The sequence below is a fragment of the Pseudalkalibacillus sp. JSM 102089 genome, assembly GCF_041366475.1.
In the GTDB taxonomy this organism is placed as follows: domain Bacteria; phylum Bacillota; class Bacilli; order Bacillales; family Guptibacillaceae; genus Guptibacillus; species Guptibacillus hwajinpoensis_B.
In genome coordinates this window covers 17,411-36,590 of the sequence record NZ_JBEWYW010000001.1, presented here as the reverse complement: position 1 = coordinate 36,590, position 19,180 = coordinate 17,411, and the positions used below count along the sequence as shown (strand labels likewise).

Sequence of the window (19,180 nt, the reverse complement as noted above, 5' to 3'; positions counted from 1 at the left end):
GGTAGCTTCTTTGTTTAATTATCCAATTCTTTTATTACCTTCTCTACATTCGTCTCAGGAAGCGAACAACTAAAATTCTCACAAACATAGATCGTTGTCGTATCTGTCTTTTCAAATTCAGCTGCAAACGAAGCTGCTTCTTTTAACAAGGTAGGATCTGCAGTACTAATCACTGTAAGTTCAGGGAAAAAGTTCTGCTGTAAAAACTCTTCAATCTTTTCTTTGCTTGTATCACCATTATCCCCAACAATAACAACTTCTTTTGGAGAGGATAAAGTATAAAGCTTGCTCATTAAGAAATAAGCATGTCCACTGGAATACGAAGATACATCACCTGAAAAAGCGGTAAACATCTTGTTAGCCCACACATCATACTTTGCCTCCCCCGTTAACTTCGACAAACGGAGCAGTTGAAGAACAGCTACACTATTTCCAGACGGTAGCGCCCCATCATGCACATCCTTAGGTCGTGCAATTAATTCATCTGCATCATGGCCGTAAAGATAGAAACCTCCAGCGCTATCGTCCCAGAATAAATCGTGCATCTCATCTGACAGTTTTTTCGCTTTGAGGAGGTACTCTGACTTAAACGTAGCTTCATACAATTCGTTTAATGCCCATAATCCATAAGCATAATCATCATGGTATGCTTTAAATTTCACTTCACCATCACGGTAACGAGCCATTAATCTACCGTCTATGACGAGATTTTCTTCGATGAATCTGAATGATTCCTCAGCAGTTTGTGTGTAGGTATGTTCAGCGAACACCCTTCCTGCCTTAGCGAAAGCTGCAATCATAAGCATATTCCAGCTTGTAAGGATCTTATCATCCTTATAGGGGTGAATCCGTTTTTCACGAACCTCATACAGCTTCTTTCTAGCCTCTTCTAACTGCTTATTAACATCTTTTTCTGTCATGCTAAATGATTTAGCTACCTTTGAAAGATCGGTTTGAATCAAGTTCGGAATGTTTTTCCCTTCAAAGTTCCCTTTTGACGTGATGTCATAAGCTTTGCAATATAGGGAGCCTAGCTTATCGCCAAGGATGTCGTGGACCTCACTCTCTGTCCAAACATAAAACTTCCCCTCTTCTCCTTCTGAGTCAGCGTCTTCAGCGGAATAAAAGCCACCTTGCTCACTAGTCATATCTCGCGTCACATACTCGAGAACATCACAAGCGACTTTCTTATAGTGTTCTTCTCCCGTTACTTGATAAGCTTCCGTGTAGGTAAGGGCAAGCATGGCGTTATCATACAACATCTTCTCAAAGTGAGGCACTAGCCATTCCTGATCTACCGCATATCTTGCGAAGCCATAGCCAACATGATCATATATCCCGCCCTTTGCCATCGCGTCAAGCGTTCGTGTAACCATTGTTAATGCGAGATCATTATCGTATTGTCGATAATATCTAAGTAAATACATCAGCATATGAGGTGAGGGGAATTTAGGAGACTGACCAAAACCACCAAAAATGGTATCAAAGGAATTTTGCATCTGCTCAAAAGCATTATGTAAAGGTTCCTCTGTTAATTCCCCACCTTCTGCATTCATCCGCTCCTGCAAGGAGGCTGTAATTTTATCTCCGATTCCTGTAATTCGATCAGGGTTTTCCTTATATTGCTGATAAAGCTGTATGATAGCATCTTTAAACCCAGGAATATTGTATCTGCTTTCTTTCGGGAAGTACGTTCCTGCGTAGAATGGTTTTTGATCAGAAGTTAGAAAAACGTTCAATGGCCACCCACCCTGACCCGTTAATCCCTGACAAACTTTCATATATATTGAATCAATCTCTGGACGCTCTTCGCGATCGACCTTAATCGCTACAAATCGATCGTTTAAAAGCTTTGCTGTTTCCTCATCCTCAAAGCTTTCTCTTTCCATTACATGACACCAATGACAGGTCGAATACCCGATCGAAACGAGAACAGGCTTATCCTCCCGCTTCGCTTTTTCAAACGCTTCTTCTCCCCATGGATACCAGTCTACTGGATTGTGAGCATGTTGAAGCAAATAGGGCGATTTTTCATGAATTAACTTATTTTCGTATGGCTGATTGGCTTGATTTTTCACGTTTACACCCTCCGTTTCTTGGTTTATCTATCTTCAGTGTACCAAAATGGGCTCTATAATCCTAAAAAACAAAAATAAGCGGAATTACCGCTTATCATATGTTTGATCAATATATTTTTGCTCTTCTTCGGTTGTCATTAATCTTTTTGCTTTTCCAATTGTTCCTCCATTTAAATCCCATATGTAATTATGAACTTCTACCGCATTAGAAAAATCTCCCTCGTCCCATTCTTCTAATGTTTCAACGTAAAAATCTTGATATTTATATTCTTCATTCGTTCCCTGTACTTTCTCTAATACTTCCAACATATTATCGATGCGTTCCTCTGAAATTTGATAGATTCCCCATTTATCTTTAGCAACCACTTTTTGATGAGTCATACCGTGAATGTAATCCTGAAATTTGCTTTCCTTTGGTATGCCATCAGCGCTAATCGGTTCTTCACTGTCACTTACATAGCGCGCAGGGTCAACAGATGATCCAGTCGCTTCATCAACGGTATCCGCTTCATTCGTTGTTTCTTTTAAATCCCAACCTAAATCAGAAATAAACCAGTAAGTGTATCCAAATATGAAGACCAAAATAATAGAAATGGAAATGATTAATGTTTTTGTAGATGGCATTGACTGTTCCAACTCCTTAAACAAATCGATCCTTCTTAAATCGGAAAGGGATTGATTAGATTTAACGTTTTGTAAGTCCAAAAGGGCATTTATACCTATTTTTACATACATTTCTAAAAATACAAGGTTAATAAACTATTTTCTGAAAATTTATTCGAAACTTGAATATTTGCATGTTTTATTAGGCTAATGGATAAGCATGTCCAGCTCTTTCGACATAAAGTATTGAGAGACAGGAGGTGTTAAAATGGGAAATCGCCGTAATACAAGTAACCCTAGAACATATGTTAAACGAAACAACCAAACAGAAGGTGAAACAACTGATCGTAGATCTAGAGGATGTGGATCAAGAGATAGTGACACAAGAGGTCGCCAAACAGGTCCGAGCTGTTCTAGATACTGCTCTAACGTTTGTCGTCGTTTATTTCCTTTAGACTTCACACGATGCTTCAATGACTGTGTATCCTGTCAGGAAGAAGTTCTCTTTGAAACGGACCACGAATTTTACGAAGATTAAGAGATGACATTGAAAAGGACAATCCTATTTAATAGGCATTGTCCTTTTTAGCTTATTTCACTATTTTCTCCTCTGATTAGCTACGCCTTATCCTGGAATTAACTGACGATTAATGGACCAATCAAACTGATCTGTCTTTAACCATTTTGTAAGAGCTTCGATATCCTCGGAGAAAACACGATCTTCCTTGATGGAAGAGACAACTAATCGACCTTCTTCATAAAGCTTCTGAGCTGATTTAGAAGCTAACGAGATTCCGCGAATTTCTAATGCTTGCATCCCGCAAATCATTTCAATGCTGACTACCTTTTGGGCATTCAATATAATTTGATAAGCATGACGAGCCCCTATTGTCCCCATACTTACGTGGTCTTCCTGATTTGCTGAAGATGGAATGCTATCAACACTTGCTGGGTGTGCTAGTGTTTTATTTTCTGATACAAGAGAAGCAGCCGCATATTGCATGATCATGGCGCCAGACTGCAAACCAGGGTCCGGACTTAGAAATGCTGGGAGATCATTTAGCTGAGGATTAACGAGTCTCTCCACTCGTCGTTCCGAAATATTAGCCATTTCGGCTACAGCTATTTTTAAGAAGTCCATCGCAATTGCAATGGGCTGACCGTGAAAATTCCCTCCGGACACGACCGTTTGTCCATCCTCTAGGATGAGAGGATTATCTGTTGCAGCATTCATTTCGATTTCAAGTTTTTCTTTAATATACACTAAACTTTGTCTAGAAGCTCCATGTACTTGCGGGATACAGCGAAGCGAGTAAGCATCCTGCACTCGTTTCTCTCCTTGATGTGTCACGAGTTTGCTATCGTTCGTGAGCGCTCGTATTCGCTCTGCAACTTCCATTTGTTCTGGATACCCACGCGCTTCATGTATCGCTGGATGGAAGGCATCTACTATACCTTCAAGCGCTTCAAACGTCATTGCTCCAATCCAATCACACTGATTTATTAAGCGCTCTGCTTCAATATAGTTAATGACTCCCATCGCCGTCATTGCCTGTGTACCGTTAATTAGTGCAAGCCCCTCTTTTGCCTTTAAGGAAAGAGCAGGCAAAGAGAGATCATCATACACACTTTTTGTAGGAACGATGCTGCCCTTATAGTGCACTTTTCCTTCCCCTACCAGAACTAGCGCAAGGTGAGATAGGGGTGCTAGATCCCCGGAAGCACCAAGAGAACCTTGACTTGGTATAACTGGAATGATATTTTCATTCGCAAGATGGCAAAGGCGCTCCACAATACAAGGACGCACGCCAGAATATCCTTTGAGTAAAGCGTTCAATCTGAGTACAACCATTGCTTTACTCACTGATTCTGGGAAGTATTCACCTATCCCGCACGCATGAGAACGAATGAGATGGAGCTGAAGTGTATCAACATCTTTATCCTGTATACGAACGTCGCTAAATTTACCGAAGCCTGTATTGATCCCATATACGGTCTTTCCACTAGCAACAATCCTTTCTACAGCCTCTCTGCTCCGCTTCACTTTATTCATGCTGACTGGATCAATCGTTATCTGTTCTCCATCATAAATAAGTTGTTTCATTTCGATTAATGTTAAATTAGATCCGTTTAATTGAATCATGTCGATCCCCTTCTTTCAGTAATTTGATCGCCAAAAAAAAGAGACGACAATGGAACAGACTGTTCCATTGCCGCCTCCTCATCGCTAATGGCTTTAGGCAGCTTTTAACCTATATGATTAATCCCTAGTCCAAAAGTTTCATGTTCAAGACCTTTCACCGGAGCACCAATTGTTCCATAGAATGCTACCGCAAGCCACTCACCTTCGTCATAATGCTCATAAGGAGAGCCGCGTACAATAGCAAAGCGCAATCCTACAGTCCTCATCATGTCACCTGCTCCAATTTGCCCCCGCATGACCCCTTCTAATGCCTCTAAGATGGCATGATATAACGCATGCGTTTCTCGATAGAGGTCTTCCGAAATAATATTATTCCTTTTTGCGGATGTTTCGACAGCTGATATTACTTTTTGCATGCTCATAGATCCTGACTTTCCCTGACAGTAATCAACATCTTTTAGCTGAGCTAAAAATGGTTCTAACTCTTCAGGAGTTAAAGAAGCCACAAGCATCGCTAATTTTCCAATCAAAATTTTTTGTGCCAATACTCTCACCTGTCTATCATTCTACTATTCACTAATATCTCACTTAATTGTAAGCGCTACCAATATGTGCGGTCAAGATGATTTAGGATGTTTTGATCATGATCAATATCTTCTGCAAACGCCTGTTAAAAATGAGAGCATCGTATGAACGGCGCTTTTCACCCCCATCTCCCCTACATCTTTTCTAGGATCCAAGCACACAATGTCCATTGCTTTTACTTTCGAATGCTCACCAGCTAACTGAACAGCCTCAAACAGCTCTTCCGTACTCATACCACCAGGCGTTGCTGCTGGTGCTGCCGGGTTATAAGCGATATCAAGGACGTCCATATCAACCGTTAAATAAATCGTATCAACCACTTTTTCTAGTTGAGCTAAGGCCTCCGTCACAATGTGTCGAATCCCGTTTTTTCTTACCTTCTTCATCGTAGTATAGTGAACGCCGTGTTGATCAGCATAATTCTTCAACTCATGACTATTAAAAAAACCATGCAATCCGATCGTATGAACATGCTTTCCTTCAACTGTGTGACTTTCTACTAATTGACGAATCGGCGTTCCATTTGCTGGACCGATATGTGCTAAATCTCGTAAATCAAAGTGTGTATCCAATTGTAAAATGCCAATCGTTTCGTTGTTATGAACTTGCTTCCAGCCTTTAATTAACATAGCAGTAATCGAATGATCCCCACCCATCATTAATGGTATAGTATGTGGATGGTATTCTCTCATGGCTACCATCGCTTGCTGAATTTGCTGGTGTGTATACCTGATATCCGTCACATGCTGCTTGACATCTCCAAGATCTATTGCTTTTAAACGAGCTAGATCAACCTCTTCTTCAAGGTTATAAGTGCCAAATGCCCGCCATGCTCTTCGCATGGCATCAGGATTTTCACTAGCAGCAGACGTACTAATAGACGATTTAGATAAAGGTACCCCGAGAATGGTAACGTCATAATCCTCCCAGTGTGGTTTCATCTCCCCTATTGTCTCAATCCATTCATGGACTTTTAGGTCAACTCGTTTATCTGTTTGCTTTGACCAAATCATACTAGGGCGATTTAACATTGGGTATGGATAATCGTTCATTGCAGATGGCCTCCTACTACGAGTGGCACTCCCCCTTTAATGACGGTATCGACATGATTCATTCCATATTGATAGGAGAGAGTTAGATAATTCGGAACATCAAATATTGTGAAATCTGCTTTTTTTCCAGACTCAATACTTCCAGCCACACCTGCACAACCAATTGCATGGGCTGCATTGATTGTAGTCGCAGTTAACACTTCTTCAGGTGTCATTCCCATTTTCAAACAGCCTAAGTTCATAATAAATGGGAGAGAAAGTGTGGGAGATGACCCTGGATTCGCATCAGTAGACAACGCAATGGCTATTCCTGCATCAATCATTTTTCTCCCCTCTGCAAAATCAGCCATTAAGAAAAATGCTGTTCCCGGAAGTAATACGCCAATAACTCCAGCGTCTGTCATGTCCTTTATCCCCTGATCCGATGCTCTGAGAAGGTGATCTGCCGAAATGGCCCCAACGGATGCAGCTAGTTCCGCTCCGCCATAAGGTTCAATTTCATCTGCATGAATTTTGGGAATTAGTCCATGTGCTTTACCTGCTTCAAGGATTCGCTTTGATTGATCCGGTGTGAAAACACCCCGTTCACAAAAAACATCATTAAAAGTAGCCAACTTCCGCTTCGCTACTTCAGGGATCATTTCAGTAATCACTTTCGAGACGAATTCTTCAGGATCGTTTTTCTCTGATAAAGGAACAGCATGAGCACCCATAAAGGTTGAAACGATATCTATAGGGTGCGACTCATTTAATTGTTTAGCTACCTCTAATTGCTTTATCTCATGATCTAGCGTTAGCCCGTAACCACTTTTGGCCTCAAGTGTTGTCACACCATGTAACAAAAATTTGTTCAAGCGTTTTTTAGACTGTTCGAAAAGTTCTTCATGACTCGCTTCTTGAGTCGCGCGAGTTGTTGCATGAATCCCCCCGCCTGCTTCCATGATTTCCATATACGTCATCCCTTGTAATCGCATCGCATATTCATTTTCCCTCGTCCCTGCATGAACTAAATGCGTATGAGGGTCTATTAGCCCTGGAGTTACCACTTTCCCTATTGCATCGATGATCTCTGACGCATCATGAATAGAATCTTGATACTTATCAACTATGTCGGCGCTTGGTCCTACTTCAATAATAATTCCATTTTCCATATAAACCGCACCATCTTCAATCATTCCAATTTGCGACATTTCTTCTTTTCTAGCAGGATGATTGGAATAACCTTCCATCGTGATTAGCTGGGCCGCATTCTTTATTAATAGTCGCTTTTTCATTACAATCCACCTCCTATTTCTTTCGTAACATCGGGACTTGAATCCCTTTCTCTACTGCTGTTTTCCTTGCTAGTTCATACCCCGCGTCAACGTGTCGAATGACACCCATACCAGGATCAGTTGTTAACACACGTTCAAGACGTTTTTCCGCTTCTTTCGTGCCATCTGCTACAATGACCATCCCTGCATGGAGAGAGTATCCCATTCCAACACCGCCACCGTGGTGTACGCTGACCCAGCTTGCTCCACCTACACTATTAATCATGGCATTCAAAATGGGCCAGTCGGCTACAGCATCGCTTCCATCTTTCATGGCTTCTGTTTCTCGATTTGGTGAAGCTACAGAGCCAGAGTCAAGATGATCACGTCCAATCACAATTGGTGCACTCAATTCTCCGCTCGCTACCATATCGTTTATAATTTTTCCGAATTTAGCTCGTTCCCCATAGCCGAGCCAACAAATACGTGAGGGAAGTCCCTGGAAACTAATTTTCTTCCTTGCCATTCGAATCCAATTGCACAAGTGTTCATTATGACTAAACTCTTTTAAAATCACTTCATCTGTTTTATAAATATCTTCTGGATTTCCCGACAAAGCTACCCAGCGAAATGGACCCTTTCCTTCACAAAATTGCGGGCGAATATAAGCCGGTACAAAACCTGGAAAATCGAATGCATTTTGAATCCCTTCGTCTTTTGCCACTTGACGAATGTTATTTCCATAATCAAAGGTGATGGCTCCGAGTTTTTGCATTTCGAGCATAGCTTGAACGTGTGTAGCGATACTTTTCTTTGCCAATTTGTTATATTGGACTGGATTTTCTATCCTTAATTTATTCGCTTCTATTAGATCTAATTTCACTGGAATATATCCATTAAGGGGATCGTGTGCCGAAGTCTGATCTGTTAGAATATCTGGAATAAAATCCATTTCGATCATTTTAGGTAACATCTCTGCTGCATTACCAAGTAAACCAATTGAAAGCGCTTCTCCTTTGTCACTTGCATTCTTCGCCATTTCAATCGCTTTAGCAAGACTATTAGTAGAAGTATCAAGATAGTTTGTTTCAATTCTCCGCTCCATTTGCTTTGGATCCATTTCTATCGCAATACAAACCCCACCATTAAGAGTTACAGCTAGCGGTTGAGCAGCCCCCATCCCGCCTAAGCCAGCTGTTAGGGTAATCGTATTCTTTAAAGTTCCATTGAAATGCTGTTTGGCGCATTCACCAAACGTCTCATATGTCCCCTGTACAATTCCCTGACTTCCAATGTAGATCCAGCTGCCAGCCGTCATCTGGCCATACATCATTAACCCTTTTCGATCGAGCTCATGAAAGTGCTCCCAATTGGCCCATGCTGGAACTAAATTAGAGTTAGCAATCAATACCTTCGGAGCATCTTTATGAGTTCTGAAAACAGCAACCGGCTTTCCAGACTGTATTAACAACGTTTCATCATTTTCCAACTCTTTTAACGAATTCACGATCGCCTCATAACACTCCCAGTTACGTGCTGCTTTTCCTATTCCTCCATATACAACAAGTTCATCTGGATTTTCTGCCACATCAGGATGTAGATTATTACTAAGCATCCGTAAAGCTGCCTCCTGAACCCAGCCTTTTGTATGAAGCTCTGTGCCTCTATACTGCGTCACTCTTTTTGATTTGATATCCGACATAATCCCCATCCTTTCGAAATGCGTTCATATTGAAATCGTAGCATGACTATCACTATGGAAATAGATGACCAATTTTCGAATAATAGCAAATTATTTATAAAAAACAATATCAGTTTATGCTGCTATCAAAACGAATAGTAATTATTTTGTAAAGAGTAATTAAGCTATTTCCATTACATGATTAAAAGTAAGCCCAGTCGGGTAAGTTTCATGAATGTAGGGAACCATCTGTTTATGAAAGTCTATGAAAATAGAAAAAGCGATATTTTATATCGGTTTTATTAGTATTCTGTTATCGAAGAAATTCCGTGTTATGTATGACGTAATAATGGGAAGAGTATAGGTGGTTGCTTTTATAGTTTAGAATCAAAAAGGAGTGGAGAACATGAATAACAGTCAATTTGACAAAATCAAGAACGGAAAAGGATTTATCGCAGCGTTAGACCAAAGTGGTGGTAGTACTCCTAAGGCGCTCGCAGAATATGGCGTTCCTGAAGATTCCTACTCTAACGAAGATGAAATGTTTGACCGAGTACATCAAATGCGTACAAGAATTATTACTTCACCCGCTTTTAGTGGAGATCAAATTCTAGGTGCTATCTTATTCGAACAAACAATGGATCGCGAAATCGAAGGAAAGTATACAGCAGACTTTCTTGCAGACAAAGGGATCGTTCCTTTCCTAAAAGTGGATAAAGGACTAGCAGATCAAGAGAATGGCGTACAGCTTATGAAACCAATTCATGATTTAGATGAGACGCTAGGTCGTGCATCTGAGCGAAAGATTTTCGGGACTAAAATGCGCTCTGTCATCCATGAGCCTAATCCAAGTGGCATTAAAGCAGTCGTGGATCAGCAGTTTGAAATTGCCAAACGAATTTTAGCGACTGATATTATGCCAATTATTGAACCAGAAGTTAATATCCATAGTGAAAACAAAGAAAAATCTGAAGAGATTTTGCGCGATGAAATTATGAAGCAACTCAATGATTTAACTGAAGATCAAAATGTCATGCTAAAGCTTTCAATTCCAACACGAGCAAATGCTTACAAAGAATTGATTGAACACCCTCGCGTTCTTCGCGTTGTAGCACTTTCAGGCGGTTATTCTCGTGATGAAGCCAATGAAAAGCTGAAAGAAAATGATGGTCTGATCGCAAGCTTTTCGAGAGCATTAGCAGCTGATTTAAATGCGAATCAGTCTGATGCAGAATTTAATGAAGCGTTGCAAAGTGCGGTTGATTCCATTTATGATGCATCAGTTAATAAAAAATAGTAACAAGTAGATATAGTAGTTTATTTCTTCTGATCAATACGAAACGGGTGTGAATACGAGAATGTATTCGCACCCGTTTGTTATGTGGAGAACTTCTTCACTTTCGGTTCATTTGACTGAAGCCGTCGATACTCTCCTGGAGTTTGCCCTGCGACTTCTTTAAAAACTCGACTAAAATAGTTCGCACTCTTAAATCCTGATACACTCGCAATGAATTGAATAGATTCTTGTGTCGTAATGAGCAACTCTTTTGCTTTTTGAATACGGGTAGACGTTAATATTTCCCGAAATGACCTCCCATATTTTTGTGTTAATGTATGGCTTAGGTAAGCTGGATTGCGAAGGACATGATTAGCTACTTCTTCTAATGATAGATTAGGATCATTGGAATGATCATCAATGTAAGCGAGCGTTTCCTCAATGATATTTCTTTTTAAAGGCGGGTTATCGGCTAATTGATGAAGAAGTTGTGTGATGAATAATATTAAGTCCTGTACAATTCGGTAAAGAACAGAACTATATAATATCGATTCAAACACTTCTTTATACAAAGTTTCATTACGGACATCCGTTAGCCCTTTTCGAACCATAAACCTTCGAATTTGAGCAAGAATGCTTGTTAAACGTGTTCGCAGCAATCCTGGCTCTGGATATGGAGGTTCCATTCCATAAAATTGCTCATACATCCACTTTTTCATTTCATCTATTCGAGATTCATCTAGCATGAACACCCACTTCCGCTGTTCTGTAATCGTCAAAAATGGATCTATCTCCTCCCACGCTTCACCTTGATCAGCACGAAGGATTTGTTGATAACCAGTGAAGAACACCATTTCCATAACTTTTTTTAACTTCATATAAATTTGGTGTAGTGACAGATCTGACTTACCAAGATGCACGGCTATGACAAGGGGCGATTCATTCAACTGCTCCCACTCCCGTAAGAAGCGCTGTGCCTGACTATTTGAATCTGGAATGGTACTCTCAAACACAACAACGATTCGGTCACTCGTTGAAAAGACAAGTGGTTTGTCATAAAAATCAAATTGATCAATAAACTGACGCAAATCCTCAAGATAATCGCTCTTCTCTAACTTCATTAAATATACTGGAAAGTGATAGTTTACTTGATCATCAATAAACAATGATTTATACCAAACTCTTTCATATGCCTCTTCTCCTGACAGTTTCCTATTTCCCGCTTTAGCATTACGAAAAGCTTTTTGCAGAGAAGTTTTCACCTCTAGAGGAGAAAGCGGTTTCACAATTAAGTCTATTGCACCGATATCAATTGCTTCTTTTGCCCGTTCAAACGTTGGTTCTGCCGTCATCGCAATAACTTCACCTGCATACCGGTTAATAAAAGTTCTCATAAGACCCCACTTCCCCCGGGGAATCATATCTAATTCAATGAAAAACACATCTGGTAATTCCCTTTCTAACATAGACATCACTTCTGTTAGATGGTTCGCAGTTATGAATAAGGAAATAGGAAAGGAATACTTTGAAATTAACCATTCTAATCCGCTCAGTTCTTGTAAATCACGGTCTGAAATTAATAGTTTGTACATAGACCTTTCTCACCTACTTTTTACTTACCATTTCGTTTAAACAACCTTACATCATCAGCGGATCATCACTTGTTAACAAATCCACTTATTTCAACTTTCTTTATTATTCATTTTGTCAAAATAATGTACATATCACAATATTTTTTCATCATTCATATAAACTCTTTTATGACAAAACAAAAAAAGGACATGCTAGTCACTTAGCAATCCTCCTTATCCCCCATTATAAGTCTAAGACTTCTTCATTCACCTTTACCAAGCACAGCAGTGACACCCCATACTTTATCGTATGCTCCGTAGCCATTTAACCCAATATCGAGGTCGTGGAAATAGCGATGCAGCATTTGCACATCCTTTTGACTTGCATGCTCAACGTAACGAAGCGCGATGGATTTGATCTCCTGAAGATCTCTTTCAAGATCCTTCTCCTCATTGTTTGCATAAAAATTTATATAAGATACGATTTCAATAGCTTTATCGGTTTGATCATTTGTATTCAAATTTGTTATTTCTCCAAATCCTGTTGTCTGATTGTAATAGGCATGATTCGCTGCAATAAATGCATTCACGTTTTCGAAATCTGTCTTTTCAGGAAGAAGAGAGGCAATATCCTTCATTTCTTCCTTCGAATAAACTTGTCTATCCTCCAAAACCGGCGATACGAGTTCCTTACTTGAAGTTTGCACATTTTCGTTTATAGAAAATAGGGCATAAATGGTAAGGGCCAAGCTACCTATTGTAGCTAGACCAAGTATGATGAATCTTAGTCTGGTATTCATCACGACATAGCCTCCCCTTATTATTCTGATCTTTAACGCAACAAAAGCGATATCTCATAAGCTAATCGATATCGCTTTTGGCTATACAGCATGAGTGGAATGGTTCATCTTATTGATCTCCTAAAGTAACGGTGACACCAAAGGTATCTTCGTGGTCGTAGTTGTTCAGTGCTTTATCAAGGTCATGAAAATACCTGTGAATTTCTCGAACCTCTGACCTCGTAATCTCCATACCAGCAAGACCCTTAATCGCCATTAAGTCCTTCTTAAGATCGTCATGATCTACACCAGTTTCTAAAAACACATTGATATATGCTACAGCAGCATCCGCTTGCACTTGTTGGGCTTCTATGTCCATCGGACGATCAATCATGCCATAACCCGTTGTTCGATTGTAAAAAGCATGAAAATCTCCGACAAACTCTTCCACTTGTTTATATTCGGCCGGGAATGATGCAGCAGATACTACTTGATCATGCGCTTTCACCTTTGTACCATTCACTGCGGTATGCAGTGAGAAAATATAAATATAGAGAGCCGCGAATGTAGCAGCGACGAGGAGACTGAGTATGGAAAACATCACCTTAACCTGATCCATTTCATCTTCCCCCATTCGGATTTCTCTCTACTCTATTACGATTCCTTATTTTGCAAATCCAAAAATATTTTTAATTTTCGTTACGCCCCATTTAGGATCATGTGATCTGCTTTCATCACGGAAACGATCCTGTACCACTGCCATCAGTCTTTCTTCTCGAGCTGACATATGATCTTCAGCGATCTTTCTTTCTTTTGTCACTTCAAATTGATAAAACTCACGCTCATCAACTGAAATATCAGCAAGGTTATCGATTTTTTTACCGATAGAATTGAGTTCCATTTGATTAATGGTTGCATGTGCATCTGATGCAGTCGCGATTTCTTCATGAACAATTTCATGAACCTGATGGACAATATCCTTTTCCAATCGTTTAACCGTTTCATCGATTTTCAGTAGTTTCTTCACTTCATCAGATTCAACAAAGGAGATAATTTTTGAGAGAGATGATTGAATATCAGTCTGATCAGCAGGATTGTTAATCGGTTCAGGAGTATTTTCAATCCCTTTTCCTTGTTGATCCAATGCATTAATAATGACCTCATCTTCGGCATGGCTTTCCTTCATATTCTTAATTAATTGAAGCACTTCAATATCACCAATTGTATACGTCCGAGCGTTATTTTCATCACGTGGTATAGTTAAAAACGGAGCAAATTGCTCTTCCCATAATTTCAATGTATGACGAGACACGTTCAACATGGAAGCCACCCTGGAAATCATCAAAGTATTATTCATCTTCATCATTCCTCCCCGTTGATTTTATAATGAGTTATTCCATACCTCTACACCAGTTTTCCTGCCAGATGACAAAGGTTCTTATCAACAGACATAGACTCTCAAATATAGCGTTAATCTACCAAAGCCTCCCCGTTTGATGTAATGTTTTGAAACGGTTTAACAGCATTTCACGAATCTTGCCATCATTTTTTCCTTCAGAGAAAGATATCAACATTTAGTTTTTTCTGTTAGTTGCTTAAGTTCGTTGGATATGATGTATCAGAATCGACTAGTAGATCTTATACAAAAGAAAGACGACACTTAAATCCTTAGTGGATCAGGTGTCGTCTTTCATATATAACAGCCTGGTTTTATACTCGTGTAAAAAAGATGAAGGTATTAGGAAACCCTTAGTGCACATACTAGAATAGGAACAAACTCGGCAAAAAGGTCCCGTTTATCCATTACTGATGAACGGGACCTTTTTTTTATTCAATTTAAGCTAATGTTTACTCATACTCATTTTTTATTGACGAATTGATTTTAACTGCTCACTCAATTCTTTTGTCTGAACATATACGGATTGATAAATCGAAAATAGTTTTCTATATACTTTTACATTAGCTTGATTCGGAGTGAAACGTTCTTTCACTTTTATAAAGGAATCACTGCAGGATTCAAGTGTAGAAAACCAGTTACAACCCACAGCTGCTAGCATCGCCGCCCCAAGTGCTGGCCCCTCTTCACTCTCATGCTTTACAACAGTAGCATCAAAAATGTCCGCCTGCATTTGAAGCCAGGAGTCATTCTTTGCCCCACCACCAATAGAAACAATTTCATGAATGTCTTTTCCATTTTCTCTAAAAATAGAAAGTGACTCCTTCAGCGAAAAAGTGATCCCTTCTAATACTGCTTTTACAAAATGAGTTCTAGTGTGTGAAACATCCATTCCGATAAAACTTCCTCGTATGGATGAATCCGCATGCGGCGTTCTCTCTCCGGCCAAATATGGCGTAAAGAGCAATCCATTCGCACCTGCAGGGATTTTGTCGATAGAAGAAAGCAATTCATCGAATGTCGCTCCTTCGGCAAATTGGTCCCGAAACCAGTTCAGACTCTGACCTGCGGAAAGCGTGACCCCCATTGTATAATAAGCACCCGGCTTACTATGATTGAAAAAGTGAACCTTACCATCAAAATCAAGTTGATTGCGATCTTCATATGACAAAATGACGCCAGAAGTTCCAATACTACAGAGGGTTTTACCATTTCTAAGAATCCCAGCTCCAATAGCCCCGCATGCATTGTCAGCACCACCAGCAAAAACTTCTACATTATCCAAGCCTTTCACTAATCCCTTTGTTATATTACCGACTTTGGCAGTAGATTCAATCAACGGTGGGCATAGGGATAGACTGATGTTAGTCTTGGAAGCGACTTCTTCACTCCATTTCTTCCCACTAATATCCATCATCAAGGTCCCGGCTGCATCGGAATACTCCATCTGGAGCTCACCTGTTAAACGATAACGTACATAATCTTTTGGAAGGAGGAAAACCTTAGTTCTAGCGTATAAATCTGGTTCATTCTCTTTCACCCAAAGTAATTTAGGAAGTGTAAATCCTTCGAGCGCAGGGTTATGGGTGATTTCAAGCAACCTCTTTTTCCCCACAAGTTTCTCAATCGTTCGGCATTGTGCAGTTGTTCTTGTATCATTCCAGAGAATGGCCTGCCTAAGAGGCTTATTTTCTTGATCCAGTAAGACAAGCCCATGCATTTGCCCAGAGAAACTCATTCCTTCAATAATAGCCGAGGAAGGAAGTTGTCGGGTAATCTCCTCCAAAGCATGAAGGGTTTGTTCCACCCAATCTTCAGGTTTTTGCTCGCTGTATCCAGACTTCGGTTGATGAAGTGGATATGTCTTTGATACTTCTGCTTGAACTTGCCCAGTTCGATCTACAGCGATGACTTTAACTGCACTTGTGCCTAGATCAACTCCAATAACGTAGCTCATGGTGCTTCCTCCTTTCTCTCAACCTTTTACTTTAAGTTTCATTCTTTAACTTATACACGAACATTTGAAAAAGCATTTAGTAAGTATGAGTTAATCTCACCTTTTAGTTTTTCCATACGTCCTGATTTTGTCTCAATGTCATTAAGTCCTAAAGCATATTTCTCAAGCTTATGAAAGTCCGTCTTTCCTTCGATAATTTCTTTCCCAATACCTTCTGAGAAACTACGATAGCGATCCGAAATAAAATTCTCAAGAATTCGATCCTCTAACATTTGATGAGCCGCCTTTAATCCAATTGCAAAGCTATCCATTCCAGCAATATGGGCGTGGAAAAGATCGTCAGGATCGAAGGAGTTCCGACGAACCTTAGCATCAAAGTTCAAGCCACCTTTTCCAAGTCCATCATTTTTTAATATTTCATACATTGCGAGAGTAGTAGCGTACAAATCCGTTGGGAATTCATCAGTATCCCACCCAAGAAGCGTATCACCTTGATTAGCATCCACAGATCCTAGCATGCCATTTATTCGAGCGGTATGAAGTTCGTGTTCAAACGTGTGACCTGCCAACGTCGCATGATTCGCTTCGATATTGAATTTAAAATGGTTCTGCAAATCATATTTTTGAAGAAATGATAGAGATGTAGCTACATCAAAATCATATTGATGCTTTGATGGTTCTTTTGGTTTCGGTTCAATAAGAAATTGTCCGGTAAAATTAATTTCGTTTGCATAATCAAGCGCCATGTGGAAAAAGCGTGCTAGGTTGTCGAGTTCCAGCTTCATATCTGTGTTAAGCAAAGTTTCATATCCTTCACGCCCACCCCAGAATACATAATTCTCTGCGCCAAGTTCTTTCCCAACTTCCAGTCCTTTCTTCACTTTCGCTGATGCATAAGCAAACACGTCTGCTTCAGAGGTGGTCGCAGCTCCGTGAGTGAATCGCGGATGGGTGAACATGTTTGCCGTATTCCACAACAGCTTTGTAGAGCTTGTTTTCATGTAGTCTTTTATCATCTTAACGATAGTATCGAGGTTATTATATGACTCTTTAAGTGTTTCTCCTTCAGGAGCTATATCTACGTCATGAAAACAGAAAAATGGCGCATCTAGCTTATCAAACAGTTCAAATGCAGCTTCGACCCTTGCTTTTGCTTGATCCATACCGCTGTATTCACTCCATGGACGTATCATCGTGCCAGCACCAAATGGATCAGCACCATCTGCAGTGAATGTATGCCAGTAAGCAACCGAAAAACGAAGATGTTCTTTCATCGTTTTATGACCAATTTTTTCATTAGGATTGTAATATTTGAATGCAAATGGGTTTGTGGATTGTGCTCCCTCATACTGAATACGATTAATGTTGTTAAAATAACCCAAAATAATCTCCTCCTCAAATAAAATTAGCTAACCAATGCTTAACCCTACTTGTTACTAGATAAGAACTTCATGATGTAAAGCAGAGAACATGATGTCACCTATAGTTAAAAAATCCTTAATACTAATCTACTTTCTAATGACTTTATGTAACTGCTTTCATTCAAAAGTATAGCACCCCTAAATTAGTTTGTCTATTAGATAAACAAAGTTCATAATTACTAAAGTGAACAATATTAATAATTTACTCAAATAGATGCTACTTGTAGAGGCAGTTATATCATTAATAGTTGATTTGGAGAAATAAGACATTTTCACTAGTAAGAGATTATTCATCCAATGGTAATTCTCTTTCACGAATGCACTTACACTCAACGCAATTTTCTGCTTCTACCGGACTTCTTTATTTAAAAAAGTGGACTGCTATTCGCCCCCTCTGTAAATATTTGTATTTCTAGCCATATATACTCCTCCAATATTGATTCTGCTTGCCTCAACGTTCTTATAGTAATCGGAGTTCATTATATCCCTCCCCCCAAATCAGAAAGTCGTAAATGCTGCTATATTAACTTAGACGACGATGTAACATTCATCTATCCTACTCAAATTCATAGAAAATTCCTTTCAAACACTACGAGAACAGTTAACAAATAACGAGGAGTATCAGGCTATTGTGATATACTTTTTTTTAGCTTATAGTAATCTAAGCACACAAGCTAATAGCTATCGGGGGTATAGAAATGACAAATACATTTAATGCTTTTTATAGTACCTTTGAGTGGATAACGAAACTCGCTCTTCTTAATTTGCTTTGGTTACTATTTTCATTAGGAGGAGGGATTCTACTTGGGATCTTCCCTTCTACGCTTGCTATGTTTGCTGTTATTAGACAATGGTTAAAAGGAAATACACAGTTATCAATCAGTAAATCATTCTGGCACTATTATAAAGCAGATTTTTGGAAAGGAAATATTCTAGGAGCAATTTTATATTTCTTGATTGGCTTTATCTGTCTTGATTTGTTTTATATCAAGCACATACATCCAGATCAATGGACTTATATTCCTTTGTTCGCTTTTATTCTATTGATTGGACTACTATTCTTATACATTTTCCCTACTTTTGTTCATTTCGAAATTAAGCTGAGCACTGTCTTCAAAAATACTTTCTTTATAATGTTGCTTAGCCCTTTAACTACGATAATGATGGTTATTTGTCTAACGTCTATCTATTTTATAATTAAACTATTACCCGCACTAGCGTTTATCTTTGGAGGCAGTGCAACAGCTTTCATTCTTATGTGGCTATCTCTTCATGCATTTTCTAAAGTAACCAGTAAAAATTCGATTAAACATCTATGAGAACCTACAAACATGCTCTAGTGATTTCTATCATAAATAAAAAATCCATAGTTAGTTTATCCACTA

16 protein-coding genes are annotated in these 19,180 nt (G+C 39.4%); 3 read left to right on the top strand and 13 right to left on the bottom strand.

Annotated elements, in window-relative coordinates; all coding sequences use genetic code 11:
- Positions 1-14: 14 nt before the first annotated feature.
- The gene (locus ABVF21_RS00160) at positions 15-2,078 is read right to left on the bottom strand and encodes a thioredoxin domain-containing protein (protein WP_371017218.1); all 2,064 of its coding nucleotides are present in this window, start codon (positions 2,076-2,078) and stop codon (positions 15-17) included.
- Between the two features lie 84 nt (positions 2,079-2,162).
- A complete protein-coding gene (locus tag ABVF21_RS00155; protein WP_303533523.1) occupies positions 2,163-2,702 on the bottom strand; it encodes a DUF6241 domain-containing protein in 540 nt (179 codons plus the stop codon).
- 247 nt (positions 2,703-2,949) lie between these two features.
- Between ABVF21_RS00155 and ABVF21_RS00150 the strand changes: the two genes are divergently transcribed.
- Complete coding sequence (locus ABVF21_RS00150; RefSeq protein WP_371017217.1) at positions 2,950-3,219, top strand: hypothetical protein; 270 nt, start codon at positions 2,950-2,952, stop codon at positions 3,217-3,219.
- Positions 3,220-3,306: 87 nt separating this feature from the next.
- On the opposite strand, the gene hutH is transcribed toward ABVF21_RS00150, so the two are convergent.
- The 5 genes from hutH to hutU form a co-directional block, all read right to left on the bottom strand.
- Positions 3,307-4,824, bottom strand: a complete 1,518-nt coding sequence (gene hutH / locus ABVF21_RS00145; protein WP_303533528.1) for a histidine ammonia-lyase — start codon at positions 4,822-4,824, stop codon at positions 3,307-3,309.
- A gap of 104 nt (positions 4,825-4,928) precedes the next feature.
- Positions 4,929-5,369, bottom strand: a complete 441-nt coding sequence (hutP, locus tag ABVF21_RS00140) for a hut operon transcriptional regulator HutP (RefSeq protein ID WP_226613503.1) — start codon at positions 5,367-5,369, stop codon at positions 4,929-4,931.
- 102 nt (positions 5,370-5,471) lie between these two features.
- On the bottom strand, positions 5,472-6,461 hold the full coding sequence (locus ABVF21_RS00135) for an agmatinase family protein (RefSeq protein ID WP_371017216.1): 990 nt from the start codon (positions 6,459-6,461) through the stop codon (positions 5,472-5,474).
- Complete coding sequence (gene hutI, locus ABVF21_RS00130) at positions 6,458-7,735, bottom strand: imidazolonepropionase (RefSeq protein ID WP_371017215.1); 1,278 nt, start codon at positions 7,733-7,735, stop codon at positions 6,458-6,460. Before hutI ends, ABVF21_RS00135 begins: the two co-directional genes overlap by 4 nt.
- 13 nt (positions 7,736-7,748) lie before the next feature.
- A complete protein-coding gene (gene hutU, locus ABVF21_RS00125) occupies positions 7,749-9,416 on the bottom strand; it encodes a urocanate hydratase (RefSeq protein WP_371017214.1) in 1,668 nt (555 codons plus the stop codon).
- A 385-nt stretch (positions 9,417-9,801) separates the two neighbouring features.
- On the opposite strand from hutU, the gene ABVF21_RS00120 reads away from it, so the two are divergent.
- Positions 9,802-10,692: a fructose bisphosphate aldolase gene (locus tag ABVF21_RS00120; RefSeq protein WP_303533542.1), complete on the top strand. Its 891-nt coding sequence runs from the start codon at positions 9,802-9,804 to the stop codon at positions 10,690-10,692.
- Positions 10,693-10,772: 80 nt separating this feature from the next.
- Here the strand turns inward: ABVF21_RS00120 and ABVF21_RS00115 are convergent, their stop codons facing one another.
- From ABVF21_RS00115 to xylA, 6 genes are all read right to left on the bottom strand, one after another.
- Positions 10,773-12,263: a helix-turn-helix domain-containing protein gene (locus ABVF21_RS00115; protein WP_371017213.1), complete on the bottom strand. Its 1,491-nt coding sequence runs from the start codon at positions 12,261-12,263 to the stop codon at positions 10,773-10,775.
- Between the two features lie 242 nt (positions 12,264-12,505).
- Positions 12,506-13,042, bottom strand: coding sequence for a hypothetical protein (locus ABVF21_RS00110; RefSeq protein WP_371017212.1), 537 nt, complete (start codon positions 13,040-13,042; stop codon positions 12,506-12,508).
- Between the two features lie 109 nt (positions 13,043-13,151).
- Entirely contained in the window at positions 13,152-13,640 is a 489-nt protein-coding gene (locus ABVF21_RS00105; RefSeq protein WP_371017211.1) for a hypothetical protein, read from the bottom strand.
- Between the two features lie 45 nt (positions 13,641-13,685).
- Positions 13,686-14,378 carry a MerR family transcriptional regulator gene (locus ABVF21_RS00100; protein ID WP_303533550.1) on the bottom strand — a complete coding sequence of 231 codons (693 nt, stop codon included), beginning with the start codon at positions 14,376-14,378 and terminating at the stop codon, positions 13,686-13,688.
- A 508-nt stretch (positions 14,379-14,886) separates the two neighbouring features.
- Positions 14,887-16,374: a xylulokinase gene (gene xylB, locus ABVF21_RS00095; RefSeq protein WP_371017210.1), complete on the bottom strand. Its 1,488-nt coding sequence runs from the start codon at positions 16,372-16,374 to the stop codon at positions 14,887-14,889.
- Between the two features lie 50 nt (positions 16,375-16,424).
- Positions 16,425-17,756, bottom strand: a complete 1,332-nt coding sequence (gene xylA, locus ABVF21_RS00090) for a xylose isomerase (protein WP_371017209.1) — start codon at positions 17,754-17,756, stop codon at positions 16,425-16,427.
- Positions 17,757-18,493: 737 nt separating this feature from the next.
- Between xylA and ABVF21_RS00085 the strand changes: the two genes are divergently transcribed.
- Positions 18,494-19,114, top strand: coding sequence for a YesL family protein (locus ABVF21_RS00085; RefSeq protein WP_303533556.1), 621 nt, complete (start codon positions 18,494-18,496; stop codon positions 19,112-19,114).
- Positions 19,115-19,180: the final 66 nt, after the last annotated feature.

Excerpts from the sequence above, each read along its gene's own strand:
- ABVF21_RS00155 (WP_303533523.1), bottom strand. The coding sequence starts at position 2,702 with ATGCCATCTACAAAAACATTAATCATTTCCATTTCTATTATTTTGGTC.
- ABVF21_RS00150 (WP_371017217.1), top strand. The coding sequence starts at position 2,950 with ATGGGAAATCGCCGTAATACAAGTAACCCTAGAACATATGTTAAACGA.
- hutH (WP_303533528.1), bottom strand. The coding sequence starts at position 4,824 with ATGATTCAATTAAACGGATCTAATTTAACATTAATCGAAATGAAACAA.
- ABVF21_RS00135 (WP_371017216.1), bottom strand. The coding sequence starts at position 6,461 with ATGAACGATTATCCATACCCAATGTTAAATCGCCCTAGTATGATTTGG.
- hutI (WP_371017215.1), bottom strand. The coding sequence starts at position 7,735 with ATGAAAAAGCGACTATTAATAAAGAATGCGGCCCAGCTAATCACGATG.
- hutU (WP_371017214.1), bottom strand. The coding sequence starts at position 9,416 with ATGTCGGATATCAAATCAAAAAGAGTGACGCAGTATAGAGGCACAGAG.
- ABVF21_RS00120 (WP_303533542.1), top strand. The coding sequence starts at position 9,802 with ATGAATAACAGTCAATTTGACAAAATCAAGAACGGAAAAGGATTTATC.
- ABVF21_RS00115 (WP_371017213.1), bottom strand. The coding sequence starts at position 12,263 with ATGTACAAACTATTAATTTCAGACCGTGATTTACAAGAACTGAGCGGA.
- ABVF21_RS00110 (WP_371017212.1), bottom strand. The coding sequence starts at position 13,042 with ATGAATACCAGACTAAGATTCATCATACTTGGTCTAGCTACAATAGGT.
- ABVF21_RS00105 (WP_371017211.1), bottom strand. The coding sequence starts at position 13,640 with ATGGATCAGGTTAAGGTGATGTTTTCCATACTCAGTCTCCTCGTCGCT.
- ABVF21_RS00100 (WP_303533550.1), bottom strand. The coding sequence starts at position 14,378 with ATGAATAATACTTTGATGATTTCCAGGGTGGCTTCCATGTTGAACGTG.
- xylB (WP_371017210.1), bottom strand. The coding sequence starts at position 16,374 with ATGAGCTACGTTATTGGAGTTGATCTAGGCACAAGTGCAGTTAAAGTC.
- ABVF21_RS00085 (WP_303533556.1), top strand. The coding sequence starts at position 18,494 with ATGACAAATACATTTAATGCTTTTTATAGTACCTTTGAGTGGATAACG.